15 protein-coding genes are annotated in these 13,611 nt (G+C 70.0%); 8 read left to right on the top strand and 7 right to left on the bottom strand.

Going from position 1 to position 13,611, the window contains the following annotated elements; genetic code table 11:
- The first annotated feature begins 28 nt into the window (after positions 1 to 28).
- The 5 genes from yhjD (at position 29) to EWH70_RS17945 (ending at position 4,541) form a co-directional block, all read left to right on the top strand.
- Complete coding sequence (yhjD, locus tag EWH70_RS17965) at positions 29 to 1,027, top strand: inner membrane protein YhjD (protein WP_130476559.1); 999 nt, start codon at positions 29 to 31, stop codon at positions 1,025 to 1,027.
- Between the two features lie 73 nt (positions 1,028 to 1,100).
- Positions 1,101 to 2,372 (top strand): MFS transporter, encoded by a 1,272-nt coding sequence (locus EWH70_RS17960; protein ID WP_130476558.1) that lies wholly within the window; start codon positions 1,101 to 1,103, stop codon positions 2,370 to 2,372.
- Between the two features lie 52 nt (positions 2,373 to 2,424).
- Positions 2,425 to 3,537, top strand: coding sequence for a sensor histidine kinase (locus EWH70_RS17955; protein WP_130476557.1), 1,113 nt, complete (start codon positions 2,425 to 2,427; stop codon positions 3,535 to 3,537).
- Positions 3,534 to 4,166: a response regulator transcription factor gene (locus EWH70_RS17950; protein ID WP_130476556.1), complete on the top strand. Its 633-nt coding sequence runs from the start codon at positions 3,534 to 3,536 to the stop codon at positions 4,164 to 4,166. Before EWH70_RS17955 ends, EWH70_RS17950 begins: the two co-directional genes overlap by 4 nt.
- 66 nt (positions 4,167 to 4,232) lie before the next feature.
- Positions 4,233 to 4,541 (top strand): hypothetical protein, encoded by a 309-nt coding sequence (locus EWH70_RS17945; protein WP_130476555.1) that lies wholly within the window; start codon positions 4,233 to 4,235, stop codon positions 4,539 to 4,541.
- Here the strand turns inward: EWH70_RS17945 and EWH70_RS17940 are convergent.
- The gene (locus tag EWH70_RS17940) at positions 4,538 to 5,782 is read right to left on the bottom strand and encodes a D-alanyl-D-alanine carboxypeptidase family protein (RefSeq protein WP_240687041.1); all 1,245 of its coding nucleotides are present in this window, start codon (positions 5,780 to 5,782) and stop codon (positions 4,538 to 4,540) included. The two genes, EWH70_RS17945 and EWH70_RS17940, sit on opposite strands and share 4 nt — an antisense overlap.
- A 51-nt stretch (positions 5,783 to 5,833) precedes the next feature.
- Between EWH70_RS17940 and EWH70_RS17935 the strand changes: the two genes are divergently transcribed.
- Positions 5,834 to 6,073 carry an SCO4848 family membrane protein gene (locus EWH70_RS17935; protein WP_130476554.1) on the top strand — a complete coding sequence of 80 codons (240 nt, stop codon included), beginning with the start codon at positions 5,834 to 5,836 and terminating at the stop codon, positions 6,071 to 6,073.
- Positions 6,074 to 6,189: 116 nt separating this feature from the next.
- On the top strand, positions 6,190 to 7,614 hold the full coding sequence (locus EWH70_RS17930) for a S8 family peptidase (RefSeq protein WP_130476553.1): 1,425 nt from the start codon (positions 6,190 to 6,192) through the stop codon (positions 7,612 to 7,614).
- Positions 7,615 to 7,732: 118 nt separating this feature from the next.
- Here the strand turns inward: EWH70_RS17930 and EWH70_RS17925 are convergent, their stop codons facing one another.
- The 6 genes from EWH70_RS17925 to sdhC all read right to left on the bottom strand — a co-directional run bounded on the left by EWH70_RS17925 (position 7,733) and on the right by sdhC (position 12,460).
- A complete protein-coding gene (locus EWH70_RS17925; protein WP_130476552.1) occupies positions 7,733 to 7,999 on the bottom strand; it encodes a hypothetical protein in 267 nt (88 codons plus the stop codon).
- Positions 7,996 to 8,745 (bottom strand): MerR family transcriptional regulator, encoded by a 750-nt coding sequence (locus EWH70_RS17920; protein ID WP_338078583.1) that lies wholly within the window; start codon positions 8,743 to 8,745, stop codon positions 7,996 to 7,998. The genes EWH70_RS17925 and EWH70_RS17920 overlap by 4 nt, the downstream gene beginning before the upstream one ends.
- A 260-nt stretch (positions 8,746 to 9,005) precedes the next feature.
- Positions 9,006 to 9,785 carry a succinate dehydrogenase iron-sulfur subunit gene (locus tag EWH70_RS17915; RefSeq protein ID WP_130476551.1) on the bottom strand — a complete coding sequence of 260 codons (780 nt, stop codon included), beginning with the start codon at positions 9,783 to 9,785 and terminating at the stop codon, positions 9,006 to 9,008.
- Positions 9,785 to 11,572 (bottom strand): succinate dehydrogenase flavoprotein subunit, encoded by a 1,788-nt coding sequence (gene sdhA / locus EWH70_RS17910; protein ID WP_130476550.1) that lies wholly within the window; start codon positions 11,570 to 11,572, stop codon positions 9,785 to 9,787. The genes EWH70_RS17915 and sdhA overlap by 1 nt, the downstream gene beginning before the upstream one ends.
- Positions 11,573 to 11,598: 26 nt before the next feature.
- A complete protein-coding gene (locus EWH70_RS17905) occupies positions 11,599 to 12,015 on the bottom strand; it encodes a succinate dehydrogenase hydrophobic membrane anchor subunit (protein WP_130476549.1) in 417 nt (138 codons plus the stop codon).
- Position 12,016: 1 nt separating this feature from the next.
- Positions 12,017 to 12,460 (bottom strand): succinate dehydrogenase, cytochrome b556 subunit, encoded by a 444-nt coding sequence (sdhC, locus tag EWH70_RS17900; protein WP_130476548.1) that lies wholly within the window; start codon positions 12,458 to 12,460, stop codon positions 12,017 to 12,019.
- A 357-nt stretch (positions 12,461 to 12,817) separates the two neighbouring features.
- On the opposite strand from sdhC, the gene EWH70_RS17895 reads away from it, so the two are divergent.
- The gene (locus EWH70_RS17895; protein WP_130476547.1) at positions 12,818 to 13,603 is read left to right on the top strand and encodes a hypothetical protein; all 786 of its coding nucleotides are present in this window, start codon (positions 12,818 to 12,820) and stop codon (positions 13,601 to 13,603) included.
- The last annotated feature ends 8 nt before the right edge of the window (positions 13,604 to 13,611 follow it).

Here is a 13,611-nt window from a genome sequence, read left to right as displayed (position 1 = left end):
CTCCGGTGGGCCTGGTTAGCGTTTGTTAATGGCGGAACAACAGGAAAAGCTCCTTCCCAGGTTGCGCAGGCGTTACCCGTGGCTGGACCACCTGGTACGGGCCAACGACGCGTTCACCGAGCGCTACGGCAACCACTACGCCGCCGCCATCACCTACTTCAGCGTGCTGTCGCTGTTCCCGCTGCTGATGGTGGGGTTCTCCGTGGCAGGGATGGTGCTGGCCGGTGACACGGCCACGCTGGACAAGCTCAAGCAGGGCATCATCAACTCCGCGCCGGAGGGGCTCGGCGACTTCCTGTCCAACATCGTCGGGACGGCACTGCAGGCCGGTGCGGGTACCGGGATCATGGGTCTGCTGCTGGCCCTGTACTCCGGCGTCGGCTGGATGACGAACCTGCGGGACGCGCTGACCGCCCAGTGGGGGCAGGAGAAGCAGCAGCTGCCGCTGGTGTCGACGACCCTGCGTGACCTGGTCGCCCTGGTCGGGCTGGGCCTGGCGCTCGCGATCTCGTTCGGCCTGACCGCCGCCGGCAGCGGAATCGGCCAGCTGCTGCTGGAACTGGTCGGTCTGGCCGACCAGACATGGGCGATCGTCGCGCTACGGGTCGCGACGATCGTGCTGTCGCTCGCCGCGAACGTGCTGGTGTTCCTCTGGGTGATCGCGCGGTTGCCGCGGGAACGGGTCAGCGCCCGCAGCGCGGTCAAGGGCGCGATCATGGCCGCGGTCGGCTTCGAGGTGCTCAAGCAGGTCACCACGGTCTACCTGGGCTTCGTGTCGACGTCGCCGAGCACCGTGGTGTTCGGGCCGATCCTCGGCCTGCTGTTCTTCGCCAACCTGGTGTCGCGGTTCCTGCTGTTCGTCACGGCGTGGACGGCGACCGCGCGGGAGAACCAGACCAGGATCGCGCCGCCGCCGCCCGTCGTGGTGAAGCCGCACGTGCAGGTGGTGCGCGGACCGGGCGCCGGTGCGGTGGCCGGTGCGTTCAGTGTCGGCGCGTTGCTGGGCTGGCTCACCCGCCGCCGCTGAACGGCGCCGAAACAAGGGCGACAGGAGATGCTTCGCGCGCCTAAGCTTTCTGTTGACTCGAACAGGGGGCGCGGTGAGCGACACGTCGACGCGGGAACGGCCGGCGAAAGTCCGGTATCCACGCGAGATCTGGGTTCTGGCGTTCGGCAGTTTCCTGATCGCCATCGGGTTCGGCCTGGTGGCACCCGCCATTCCCAGCTTCGCCACCAGCTTCGACGTCGGCGTGACCGCCGCCTCCGTGGTGATCAGCGCGTTCGCCGCGATGCGGCTGGTGTTCGCACCGGCCAGCGGCAGGCTGGTCACCGCCTTCGGTGAGCGGCCGATCTACCTGTGGGGCCTGGTCATCGTGGCCGTCGGCACGCTCGCCTGCGCGCTGGCCGTCGAGTATTGGCAGCTGCTGGTGTTCCGCGCGTTGTCCGGCATCGGGTCGACGATGTTCACCGTCTCGGTCACCGGCCTGCTCATCCGGATCTCCCCGCCGCAGCTGCGCGGGCGGGTCTCCGGGCTGTCGGCGACGGCGTTCCTGCTCGGCAGCATCGCCGGTCCGCTGGTGGGCAGCGGGCTGGTGGCGATCTCGCTCCGGGCGCCGTTCGTCGTCTACGGCATCGCGTTGCTGCTGGTCGTGGTGCTGGTGTGGTGGCAGCTGCGTAACTCCGAGCTGGCCGGCCGGGCCGCCGGGGAGGCCGCGCCGACGCTGACGTTCACCGCCGCGCTGCGTCACCGCACCTACCGCGCGGCGCTGGGCGGCAACTTCGCGCTGGGCTGGATGGTCTTCGGCGTGCGGGCGTCGCTGCTGCCGCTGTTCGTCACCGCGGTGCTGGTGCAGAGCGAGCAGTTCACCGGCGTCGCGCTGGCGGTGTTCTCCGTCGGCAACGTCCTGCTGCTGCCGGTGGCCGGACGGCTGGCCGACAGCATGGGCCGCAAGCCGGTCGCGGTGACCGGGCTGGCGTTGCTGGCCATCGGCAGCGTGGCGATCGGGCAGACCGACAACGAGTGGCTGTTCCTGGCGGCGTCGCTGGTCGCCGGGATGGGGTCGGGTGCGATGAACCCGCCGCAGAACGCCGCCGTCGCCGACGTCCTCGGCGCCAAGGCCCGCGGCGGCGGGGTGCTGGCCGGGTTCCAGATGTCGGCCGACGTCGGCGCGGTGCTGGCCCCGCTGGTGGCCGGGTTCATCGCCGAGCAGTGGTCCTACGGCGCGTCGTTCGCCGTCACCGGCGGCATCGCCGCGGTGGGCTGCCTGCTCTGGGTGGTGGCGCGGGAGACGCTGCCGGCCGAGCACGCGGACGAGCACACCGCGCAGGACGCGGTGACCGAGGAGAGCTGCAAGGACACCCGTTGCGGTTAGCTCCACCCTGGGGTGGAGCCGTCCGGCTGTCTGGTGGTCCAGACTGCTACCGATGACGTTGTGGCGACGACTGCTGACCGGCGACCCGGAGACCGGGCCGCTGGTGCGCGTCCTGGTGACCGCGGTACTGGCGGTCGCCCTGCTGGCGGGCGGCCCGCGCGAGCCCTGGGTGTGGGTACTGGCCGCGATCGCGTTCGGCTGCTGGCTGTTCTGGGCCGTGTTCGACGGCAGGCTCGGCTGGGCACCGCTGGCCGCGCTGGCCGCGTGCTCGCTGCTGTCCACCGGCACGATCGGGCGGGCCGACAGCGGCGCCGCGACCATGGCGTTCGTGGCCCTGCTGGCGCTGGCGTCGCACCTGCGCCCGCCGACCTGGCTGATCCTCGGCGTGCTCGCAGCGGACCTGGTGCTGCTCGGCGTCGTCGCGCCGCACTGGACGGCCGCGACGTACGGGCTCGCCGGGCTGTTGCTGGTGCTGACGTTGTTCGGGCTGAACCGGCGGCAGTACCGCAGCCGGGTCAGGCAGACCGAGGAACTGCTGGAGCAGACCCGGCGAGTCCAGGAGGAACGGGCGAAGGCCGCCGCGCTCGACGAGCGGACCCGGATCGCCAGGGAGATGCACGACGTGCTGGCGCACTCGCTGGGCGCGCTGAGCGTCCAGCTGGAGGTCGCCGAGGCGCTGCTGAGCGAGCGGGGCGACGTCGGCGCGGCACTGGACCGGGTGCGCCGGTCGCGGCGGCTGGCCGTCGACGGCCTGGACGAGGCCCGGCGTGCGGTCGCCGCGCTGCGTACCGACGTCCGGCCGCTGCCGGAGGCGCTGGGGGAGCTGGTCGAGGCGTTCCGGCTGGACCACCCGTCGCCGATCACGCTGCGCACGGCTGGGACGCCGCGGCCGGTGTCGGCGGCGGCGGGGGTCGCGCTGCTGGCCACCGCCAGGGAGGCGCTGACCAACGCCGTCAAGCACGCGCCGGAGGCCGCGGTGACCGTCGTACTGGACTACAGCGGGGACACGGTGTCGCTGGAGGTCGCCAATCCCGCGCCGCCCGAGGCCGGGGCGGGCGGCTACGGGCTGACCGGCATGCGTGAGCGGATCGCTCTTGCCGGCGGGACACTCGCGGCGGGGCCGGTCGCCGCCGGGTGGCGGGTGTTCGCCGAGGTGCCGCGGTGATCCGGGTGCTCGTGGTGGACGATCAGCAGGTCGTGCGGGAGGGGCTGGTCGCCCTGCTGGAGCTGGTCGACGACATCGAGGTGGTCGGTGACGGCGGCGACGGCGAGCAGGCCGTGCGGCTGGTCGCCGAGCGCCAGCCGGACGTGGTGCTGATGGACCTGCGGATGCCGGGCTGCGACGGCGTCACGGCCACCGAGCGGATCACCCGTGATCACCCCGGGGTGGGCGTGGTCGTGCTGACCACCTACGCCGACGACGAGTCCATCGACTCCGCGCTGCGGGCCGGTGCGCGGGGTTACCTGACCAAGGACGCCGGCCGCGGGGCGCTGGCGTCGGCACTGCGCTCGGCCGCGGCCGGACAGTCCACTTTCGACGCCGCGGTGTCCCGGCGGCTGGTGTCCGCGCTCGCCGGCCCGCCACCCCGCCGAGGCGGCCAGCCGGACGGGCTGACCGCGCGCGAGGCCGAGGTGCTCGGCCTGATCGCCCGCGGGCTGACCAACGCCGAGATCGCCGCCGAGCTGTTCATCGGGGAGGCGACGGTGAAGACGCACATCAACAACGCGTTCGCCAAGATCGGCGCCCGCAACCGGGCCGACGCCGTGCGGTACGCCTACCGCGTGGGGCTCTGAGATCCACCCGGAACTCCACCCGCGGGAGGTCCGAATCCACCCGGCCGGCTGCATAACGTCCCGGACATGACGAACTTGGCTTTCGACGCGTCGGACGTGATGAGCTTCCTGCTGCTGAGGGTGGCGATCATCGCCGGTGTGGTGGTGCTGGTCGCCCTGATCGTGCTGGGCGTCGTCGTGCTGCTGCACCGCAGGGGAAAGCTGGGCCAGGCGCGGCGCGTGGTCGAGCCGATGGCCCGGAGCTGGGGCGAGCGCGGCGGGCCGGTACGCCGCGCCGCCACCCGCACGGCGCTGACCGGGCTGGACCGCTTCGACCGGGACGACCGCGACGACCGGGACGACAAGGACGACCGGGACGACCGGAACGGTCGCTAGAGACCCTGGTGCGGGTCCTCGGCGGCGCGCTTGCGCCGGTGGCCCACCACGAAGCCGACGATGATGATCACGCCGACGAACATCGTGATGATCCAGCCGGTGACGCCGAACGGGTCCTCCGCCGTCGACGCGGCCGCGGCCACCGGCGACTTGCCGGCGACGTCCGCGGTCGGCTCGGTCGCGCCCGCGTCGTAGTCGACCTTGCCGACCGGCTCCGGGTTGGCCGCGGCCAGCGCGAAACCGTAGTCGAGCAGCTTGGCGGCCTGGTCGGAGAAGCGGATCGGCTTCTGCTCGCCACGCATCATCACCACGGCGAGCCTGCGGCCGCCCTGTTGCGCGGCGCCGACGTAGGTGTGCCTGGCGTCGTCGGTGAACCCGGTCTTCCCGCCGAGGAAACCGGGGTAGGACGACAGCAGCTTGTTGTCGTTGTACAGCGGGAACGGCTGCTTCTCGCCCCAGCCGGGGAACTGGATCTGCCTGGTCGCGACCGCCTTGGCGAACAGCGGCTGCTTCATCGCGGCGTGGAAGATCAGGCTCATGTCGTAGGCGGAGCTGGACATGCCCGGTCCGTCCAGCCCCGACGGCGTGGCCGCGCGGGTGTCGGTCGCGCCGATCGAGGTGGCCAGCGCGTTCATCTTCTCCAGCGTGGCGGGCACCCCGCCGAGCGCGGTGGCCAGCGCGTGCGCGACGTCGTTGCCGGAGTGCATCAGCAGGCCGTACAGCAGCTGCTCCACCGTGTACTGCCCACCCGCGACGATCCCGACGCAGGTGCACTCCTGCTCGGCGTCCTCCTTGGTGACCGTGATCGCGGTGCCGGGCTGCAGCTCCTTGATCACCACCAGCGCCAGCAGCGTCTTGATCAGCGAGGCCGGGCGCTGCCGCCCGTGCGGGTCCCTGGCCGCGATGACGGCGCCGGTGTCCAGGTCGTGCAGCACCCACGACGCCGCGGTCACCTGCGCGGGTGGGTTGCGGGTGTTGCGCGGCAGGATCAGCCCGCACTCGGCCATCCGCTCGCCGCCGACGGCGCGGCCGGGCACCGGCAGCGGAGCGGGGGAGGCCTGGCCCGGCTTCGGTTTCTCCGAGGTGTCCACGGGCGGCGGGGGCAGTTCGCGGTTGGCGCAGCTGCCCTGCGACCGCGGCTTGTCGTCGTCGCGTCGCTGCGCACCCGCCTGGGGTGCGAGCACGGCGAGGAGCGCGGCGATCAGGACGAGCAGGACGGCCCGGTGACTGGCGTTACGCACCAGGGCAGGCTATCGGCGCCCGCGGCGGCCACTGAACTACCCTCCGGTCGCATGACCCTGTCCCGGCGTGCGTCACTGTTCCTGCTGGCCTTCGGCATCTGGTCGTGGATCGTCTGGGTGAACTTCGCCCGCAATCTCTTCGACAGCGACCGCGCCTTCGCGGCGGACGGCTCGCCGACGGCCTACTTCGTGATACACGCGGTACTCACCGTGGCCTCGGTCGTGTTCGGGACCATCATCGGGGTGATCGGCTGGCGCGGCTGGCGGGCGTCCCGCTCCGGGCGGTCATGACGATTGCCCCGAATGGGGGGCAGTGTTTCCCACCTCCACTGCATAACGTTGCGCGCATCGAAAGGGCAGGCGAGAACTACCGTTCCTCGTGAGAAGCCCACTCATCTGGAGGTGGAATGTCCCGGGTTCGACGATGGCTGCTCCCGGCGGCCTCGGTGCTGGCGGTCGGTGCCGCTGGTGCGCTGACCGCGCCAGCCGCGGCGGCGCAGCAGGATGCGGCGCCCACGTGCGACACGACCAGTCCGTCCTACAGCTACGTTGTCCTCTACCAGCCGTGGACCTCGGCCAGGACCGTCGACCGTGAGCTGACGGAGAAGTGCGGCACCAAGGTGCACTACTACCCGGAGATCGGCGTCGCGGTGGCCACCTCCCGCAACGCGGACTTCCAGGAGCGCATCGGTGTGTTCCGCGCGTACTCCGGTGCCCGCGAGGTCGCGATCCCGCCGACCACGGCCGCCGCGCAGGCACGCGCGCAGGCCCGTGCCGAGCTGGAGAACGAGGAGACGACCTCGGTCGCGGCCGACGGCGACCTCACCGCGCAGCAGTGGGACATGCGGGCCATCAAGGCCCCGGAGGCGAACAAGATCAATCCGGGCAGCTCCTCGGTCACCGTCGGTGTGCTCGACTCCGGCGTCGACCCGGCCCACCCGGCGCTGAAGCACGCCGTCGACACGAAGACGTCGGCAGGCTGCAACACCGGCGCGCCGGACACCACGCCGGCCGCGTGGCTGCCCACCAACATCGACCACGGTCAGCACGTGGCCGGCACGATCGCGGGCAAGGACACCGCCCGTGGCTTCACCGGCGTCGCGCCGGGGGTGAAGGTCGCCTCGGTCAAGGTGATCAACGACGACGGGCTGATCTTCCCGGAGGCCGCGGTCTGCGGCTTCATGTGGGCGGCCGAGAAGAAGTTCGAGGTCACCAACAACAGCTACTACGTCGACCCGGGCATGTTCTACTGCCCGAAGCAGCCGGGTGACGCCGCGGCGTTCGAGGCCGTCCGCCGCGCGGCGGACTACTCGTTCCGCAAGGGCGTGCTCAACGTGGCGGCCGCCGGCAACTCCGGCTTCGACATCAAGGCCCAGACCACCGACCCGAACCGCCCGCACCCGGTCGACCCCAGCTGCGAGATCCTGCCCAAGGGTTCGCCGCACGTGGTCACCGTCTCGGCGGTCGGCTACAACGGCACGAAGTCGTCGTACAGCAACTACGGCCGCGGCCAGATCGAGGTGACCGCCCCCGGTGGTGACCGCGCCCAGCTGCCGCCGCCGGGTGAGGGCGCCGGCTGCCCGCTGTCGACCATCTTCAACGGCCAGTACGGTACGAAGTGCGGCACGTCGATGGCCGCGCCGCACGCCGCCGGTGTCGCCGCGCTGCTGGCGAGCAAGTACCGGCACGCGCCGCCGTGGGCGCTGGCCACCCTGCTGGAGGTCACCGCCGACCCGAAGTCGTGTGGTGGCGCCGAGGGCTGCACCGGCCCGGACCGGAACAACTCCTTCTACGGACGCGGCCAGGTCAACGCGCTGAAGGCGGTGCGCTAACCGCCGGAAAAGCCGCCGCCATCGCGTGATGGCGGCGGCTTTTCGCGGGCGAGGTGGGTGGTCCCGAGTGCAGAACTCGCGGGCCGGAACGCAGAACTCGCGTGCGTGAGCGCAGAACTCACGACGTGGACACCGGTTCTCCCGTGGCGCCGGTCGCCCCGCGTGAGGTCAAGCTCGTGAAGGCCACCTTCATTACGTGTGACGTGGTGATGGTGGCCTTCACGTGCTTTGGTGCTTGGTGGGTTGTGGTGTTCGAGGCTGGTAGGGCGGGGGTCTCGACGACGAGTTCGGCGTCGACCTCCGGCCCGGCCAGCAAGAGGCGGACCTGCTGATCGAACGCGGTACGCCGGACCTCGCTGCCGCGCAGGGCCACCGGCACCCTCACAGCCGGCCCACCATCCGGACCAGGACGTCGATCTGCGCCGGGTTGTAGAGCTCCACGACGGCCTTGCCCAGCGCCTCCTGGGCGAACCGCTTCCCGAGCGGGGCGTCCGCGGTCAGGTTCAGCAGCATGGGGGACTCGGCGTACACCCCGCGGGCGTAGTCGGACATCCGCTCGGCCAGGTCCTGCCGGGTCGGCTCGTCGGCGTCGGCAGGCAGCCGGTCGAACTCGGCGGCGGTCGGCTCCAGCCGGTCCCTCCGCACCGACGCCACGTACGCGTCGAGCGCCTCCGGGCCGAGCACCTGCGCGGCGACGACCATCATCGCCCGGTCCGCCGGTGAGAGGCCGGCGACGGCACTCGCCAGCTCCGGTGGCAGGTCGGTCGGCGCCGACTGCCGCAGGATCAAGGCGAGTTCGACCCGCGCCCGCCGCAACCGTTCGATACCGGCGGCCAGCTCGGCGTCCAGCGCGCGCAGTGCCTCGACGGGGTGTTCGTCGGCGGAGCCCAGCTCGGCGATCTGCGGCAGGGACAGCCCGAGTTCGGTCAGCCGCCGGATCCGCAGCAGCCGGATGAGGTGCTCCACCCCGTAGTCCTTGTAGCCGTTGGGCCGCCGCCGCGGCTGCGGAAGCAGGCCGATCTCGTGGTAGTGCCGCACCGTGCGCAGGCTCGTGCCGGCGAGCTTGGCGAGCTGGCTGGTACTCCACCCCATGCGCGTCCCCTCGGTGCCGATCTCCGCCGAGTATCGCACCGCGGGTTCAGTAGTTTCGCCACTCCGCCTTGGCGTAGTCCAGCACGACCGGATGCATCAGTGTCGACGCCGGGACACCCGGCAACCGCCTGCGGTCCACCGGGAACGTGCCTGCCGCGCGCAGCGAGTCGGCGTCCAGCGAGGACGTCGATCACGTCGCAAAACCCCCTCAACGGACAACGGCGACACTGTAGCGGGGGCGGACAGCGGAAGGGGCCGCAATCGCGAAACTCGCGACGGCGGCCCCTCCGTCTGGGATCTCAGACGCGCTTGAACAGCAGCGCCCGCTTGACCTCCTGGATGGCCTTGGTCACCTGGATGCCACGCGGGCAGGCGTCGGTGCAGTTGAACGTCGTGCGGCAGCGCCACACACCCTCGGCGTCGTTGAGGATGTCCAGCCGCTCTTCGGCGCCCTCGTCACGCGAGTCGAAGATGAACCGGTGCGCGTTGACGATCGCCGCCGGGCCGAAGTAGGAGCCGTCGCTCCAGTACACCGGGCAGGACGAGGTGCAGCAGGCACACAGGATGCACTTCGTGGTGTCGTCGAACCGCTCGCGGTCGGCGATCGACTGGATCCGCTCGCGGGTCGGCTCGTTGCCGTAGGCGATGAGGTAGGGCTTCACCGCGCGGAACGCCTCGAAGAACGGCTCCATGTCCACATAGAGGTCCTTCTCGGTCTTCAGCCCCTTGATCGGCGCGATGGTGACGGTGGTCTGCTTGCCACCGCCCGCCATCAGGTCCTTGACCAGCACCTTGCACGCCAGCCGGTTGATCCCGTTGATCTGCATGGCGTCCGAACCGCAGATGCCGTGCGCGCAGGACCGGCGGAACGACAGGGTGCCGTCCACGTAGTTCTTGATGTTCATCAACAGGTTGAGCACCCGGTCGGTGGGCAGCGCCGGGACGTCGTAGGACTCCCAGTGCGGCTCGCTGTCGAGTTCCGGGTTGAACCGCAGGATCTTCACCGTGATGGTGACCGAACCCTCCGGCGCGGGAATCTGCGAGGTGTCGTGCGCACCTTCGGCGAGGACGGTAGTCATCAGTACTTGCGCTCCATCGGCTCGTACCGGGTGAAGGTCACCGGCTTGTAGTCCAGGCGGATGTCGGCGAGGAAGCCCGTCAGGCCCAGCGGTGCGTCTGGGTCCTCAGACTCGGGCAACTGCTTGTACGACATGGAATGCCGCATGAAGTTGACGTCGTCGCGGTTCGGGTAGTCCTCGCGGGCGTGACCGCCGCGGGACTCCTTGCGGGCCAGCGCGGCGACGACCAGCGCCTCGGCGAGATCGAGCAGGAAGCCCAGCTCGATGGCCTCCAGCAGGTCGGTGTTGAACCGCATCCCCTTGTCCTGCACGGAGATCCGGCCGTACCGCTCCTTGAGCGCCTGCACGTCGGTCAGCGCCTGCTTGAGCGTGTCCTCGGTGCGGTACACCGCCGCGTTGGAGTCCATGGTCTGCTGCAGCTCGGTGCGGATGTCGGCCACCCGCTCGCCACCGTGCGCGGTGCGCAGGTGGTTGACCATGCCCTCGACCATCCTCGCCGGGTCCTCCGGCAGGTCGACGAAGTCGTGGCCGGCCGCGTACTCCGCGGCGGCGATCCCCGCCCTGCGGCCGAACACGTTGATGTCCAGCAGCGAGTTGGTGCCCAGCCGGTTGGCGCCGTGCACCGAGACGCACGCCACCTCGCCGGCCGCGTACAGACCGGGGATCACGGTGTTGTTGTCCCGCAACGCCTCGCCGTGGACGTTGGTCGGGATGCCGCCCATGGCGTAGTGCGCGGTCGGGTACACCGGCACCGGCTCCTCGACCGGGTCGACGCCGAGGTAGGTCCTGGCGAACTCGGTGATGTCGGGCAGCTTGGTCTCCAGCACCTCGGCGCCGAGGTGGGTGCAGTCCAGCAGCACGTAGTCGCCGTGCGGCCCGGCACCGCGGCCCTCCAGCACCTCCAGCACCATCGAGCGGGCGACGATGTCGCGCGGCGCGAGGTCCTTGATGGTGGGGGCGTAGCGCTCCATGAACCGCTCGCCGTCCTTGTTGCGCAGGATCGCGCCCTCGCCGCGGGCGCCCTCGGTGAGCAGGATGCCGAGACCGGCCAGGCCGGTCGGGTGGAACTGGTAGAACTCGATGTCCTCGAGGGGAAGCCCCTTGCGGAAGTAGATGCCCATGCCGTCGCCGGTCAGCGTGTGCGCGTTCGACGTGGTCTTGAAGACCTTGCCGAAACCACCGGTGGCGAACACGATCGACTTCGCCTGGAACACGTGGATCTCGCCGGTCGCCAGCTCATAGGCGATCGCGCCGGACGCCTTGGGGCCGTCTGGGGTGTCAGACAGTGCGATGTCGAGCACGTAGAACTCGTTGAAGAACTCGATGCCGTGCTTGACGCAGTTCTGGTACAGCGTCTGCAGGATCATGTGCCCGGTGCGGTCGGCGGCGTAGCAGGCGCGGCGCACCGCGGCCTTGCCGTGGTCACGCGTGTGACCGCCGAACCGGCGCTGGTCGATCTTGCCCTCGGGCGTCCGGTTGAACGGCAGGCCCATCTTCTCCAGGTCGAGCACGGCGTCGATGGCCTCCTTGGCCATGATCTCCGCGGCGTCCTGGTCGGTCAGGTAGTCGCCACCCTTGACGGTGTCGAAGGTGTGCCACTCCCAGTTGTCCTCTTCGACGTTGGCCAGCGCGGCACACATGCCGCCCTGCGCCGCGCCGGTGTGCGAGCGCGTGGGGTAGAGCTTGGTCAGCACGGCCGTGCGGGAGCGCTGCCCCGCCTCGATGGCCGCGCGCATGCCCGCCCCGCCCGCTCCGACGATCACCACGTCGTACTTGTGGAACTGCATTGGAAACTCCGTGTGGTGGGAGGCGGTCAGCTGGCCTTGATGTCCGGGTCGAACGTGAAGATGACCATCGTGCCGACGGCGAGGATCAGCACCATCGAGGTGTAGAGCACCATCTTCAGCCAGAACCGCGTGCTGTCCTTGCGGGCGTAGTCGTCGATGATCGTGCGCAGCCCGTTGCCGCCGTGCAGCTGCGCGAGCCACAGCATCGACAGGTCCCAGAACTGCCAGAACGGCGAGGCCCAGCGGCCGGCGACGAAGCCCCAGTTGATGCGGTGCACACCGCCGTCGAGGATGTTCATGATGAACAGGTGCCCGAGCACCAGCACGATCAGCGCGACGCCGGACAGGCGCATGAACAGCCAGCTGTAGAGCTCGAAGTTGCTGCGGCGGGCGGCGGGCCTGCGCGGCGAGCGCGGCTTGTCCAGGGGGAGTGCGGCAGACATGTCAGTGGCCTCCGAACATCTCGCGCACCGTGCGCTCCAGCATGAAGTACGTGCCGGGCACCATCACCACGACCCAGATCCCGACCGTGCTCCACAGCATCACGCGCTGCAGCTTCGGTCCCTTGGACCAGAAGTCGACCAGGATGACCCGCAGGCCGTTGAGCGCGTGGAACAGCACCGCGCCGACCAGGCCGACCTCCATGAGGTTGACCAGCGGGGTCTTGTAGGTCTCGATGATCTCGTCGTAGGCGTTCGGCGACACGCGCACCAGCGCGGTGTCGAGCACGTGGACGAACAGGAAGAAGAACGTGGCCACGCCGGTGATGCGGTGCAGCACCCAGGACCACATGCCAGGGTCGCCGCGGTAGAACGTCCCGTTCCAGCGCGAGGCACCCGCCCGATCGCTCGCTTCCGCCGACTCGGCGGCGCTAGCCGTGGTGGACATCGGTGAACGGCCTCCAACGTCACTGATGGACTGAGCCCGTAACCCCGAAGGCGGCATCTCACCAGCGGATTCCCCGGCGCCGGTGCCGTGATCAAGGTCGTCGAGCTTTGATGGGATGGATGCTAGACCCGCCCCGCGGACGGGGCCTCACCTCGGGTTGACAGGTGTGACGCGCCAGACATCGGCCGTCACCCGGAAAGCGACGATTCCCATCGCCTTCACGGCCATCTGAGTGTTGATTCTTGATGGTTATTGACGGTTTATGGGGGACATCATATGTTATGTATCCCGCAGGTTCACTCTGCCGGGACCGCACGTCGCCGTTCTCCGCCGCCAGCAGAGAAGGGAAACGTCACCATGAACCAGCCGATCGACCGGCGTAGGGCCCTGGCGCTGGGGGCGGCCGGAGCGGGGGCTCTCGCGCTGGGCGGGCTCACGGTTCCGAGCGCGCAGGCCGCCTCCTGGGTCCTGAAGTGGAGTCCCGACCCGGCCCGTGACGGGCTGAACGCCTTCGAGGGCCTCGAGGATGACCGAGCCGGCTCGCACCCCGGCGTCAAGCACATCTACGTCCAGGACGGGGTCTACCGCTTCGACATGCACACCCGCGACCGGGACGGTTCGGACCGGCAGCGCAACGAGTCGAAGGGCATGCGTGCCAACGGGCAGGTCCTGAAGATCAACAAGGACACCACCTGGCGGATCTCCTACCAGGCCTACTGGCCGAGCTCGCTCACCGCGACCACCCGGTTCACCCACATCATGCAGATGAAGGTGCAGGACGTCGGCGGTCCGCTGTGGACACTGACGCCGCGGATGAAGTCCGGCAGGCCACGGCTGACGGTGCTGACCCTGCGCGACAACGACGCCAACACCGAGCACGACCTCACCGACTACGCCCCGCTGCAGAACAGGTGGATCGGCGTCGAGTTCGAGTTCAAGGCGGCCAACAGCGGCGGGTTCCTGCGCATGGTGCTGCGTGACGGCGCCACCACCGTCGTCGACCGGCGCACCACCGCCGTCGACCTGTGGCGGGACAAGAACTACCTGCGGCCCAAGTGGGGCATCTACCGCAGCATCGAGAGTTCCGGGCTGCAGAACACCTACCAGCTGATCCGCGACTACAAGGCCTACCAGTACGTCTAGGAGGAGTT

The organism is Amycolatopsis suaedae, from assembly GCF_004214935.1.
Classification (GTDB): domain Bacteria; phylum Actinomycetota; class Actinomycetes; order Mycobacteriales; family Pseudonocardiaceae; genus Amycolatopsis; species Amycolatopsis suaedae.
Note: the sequence above shows the minus strand (reverse complement) of the source record. Positions and strands in the feature narration are given on the sequence as shown.

Coding starts and splice junctions, on each gene's coding strand:
- EWH70_RS17930 (WP_130476553.1), top strand. CDS start 6,190: ATGTCCCGGGTTCGACGATGGCTGCTCCCGGCGGCCTCGGTGCTGGCG.
- EWH70_RS17895 (WP_130476547.1), top strand. CDS start 12,818: ATGAACCAGCCGATCGACCGGCGTAGGGCCCTGGCGCTGGGGGCGGCC.
- yhjD (WP_130476559.1), top strand. CDS start 29: ATGGCGGAACAACAGGAAAAGCTCCTTCCCAGGTTGCGCAGGCGTTAC.
- sdhC (WP_130476548.1), bottom strand. CDS start 12,460: ATGTCCACCACGGCTAGCGCCGCCGAGTCGGCGGAAGCGAGCGATCGG.
- EWH70_RS17935 (WP_130476554.1), top strand. CDS start 5,834: ATGACCCTGTCCCGGCGTGCGTCACTGTTCCTGCTGGCCTTCGGCATC.
- EWH70_RS17955 (WP_130476557.1), top strand. CDS start 2,425: ATGACGTTGTGGCGACGACTGCTGACCGGCGACCCGGAGACCGGGCCG.
- EWH70_RS17915 (WP_130476551.1), bottom strand. CDS start 9,785: ATGACTACCGTCCTCGCCGAAGGTGCGCACGACACCTCGCAGATTCCC.
- EWH70_RS17905 (WP_130476549.1), bottom strand. CDS start 12,015: ATGTCTGCCGCACTCCCCCTGGACAAGCCGCGCTCGCCGCGCAGGCCC.
- sdhA (WP_130476550.1), bottom strand. CDS start 11,572: ATGCAGTTCCACAAGTACGACGTGGTGATCGTCGGAGCGGGCGGGGCG.
- EWH70_RS17945 (WP_130476555.1), top strand. CDS start 4,233: ATGACGAACTTGGCTTTCGACGCGTCGGACGTGATGAGCTTCCTGCTG.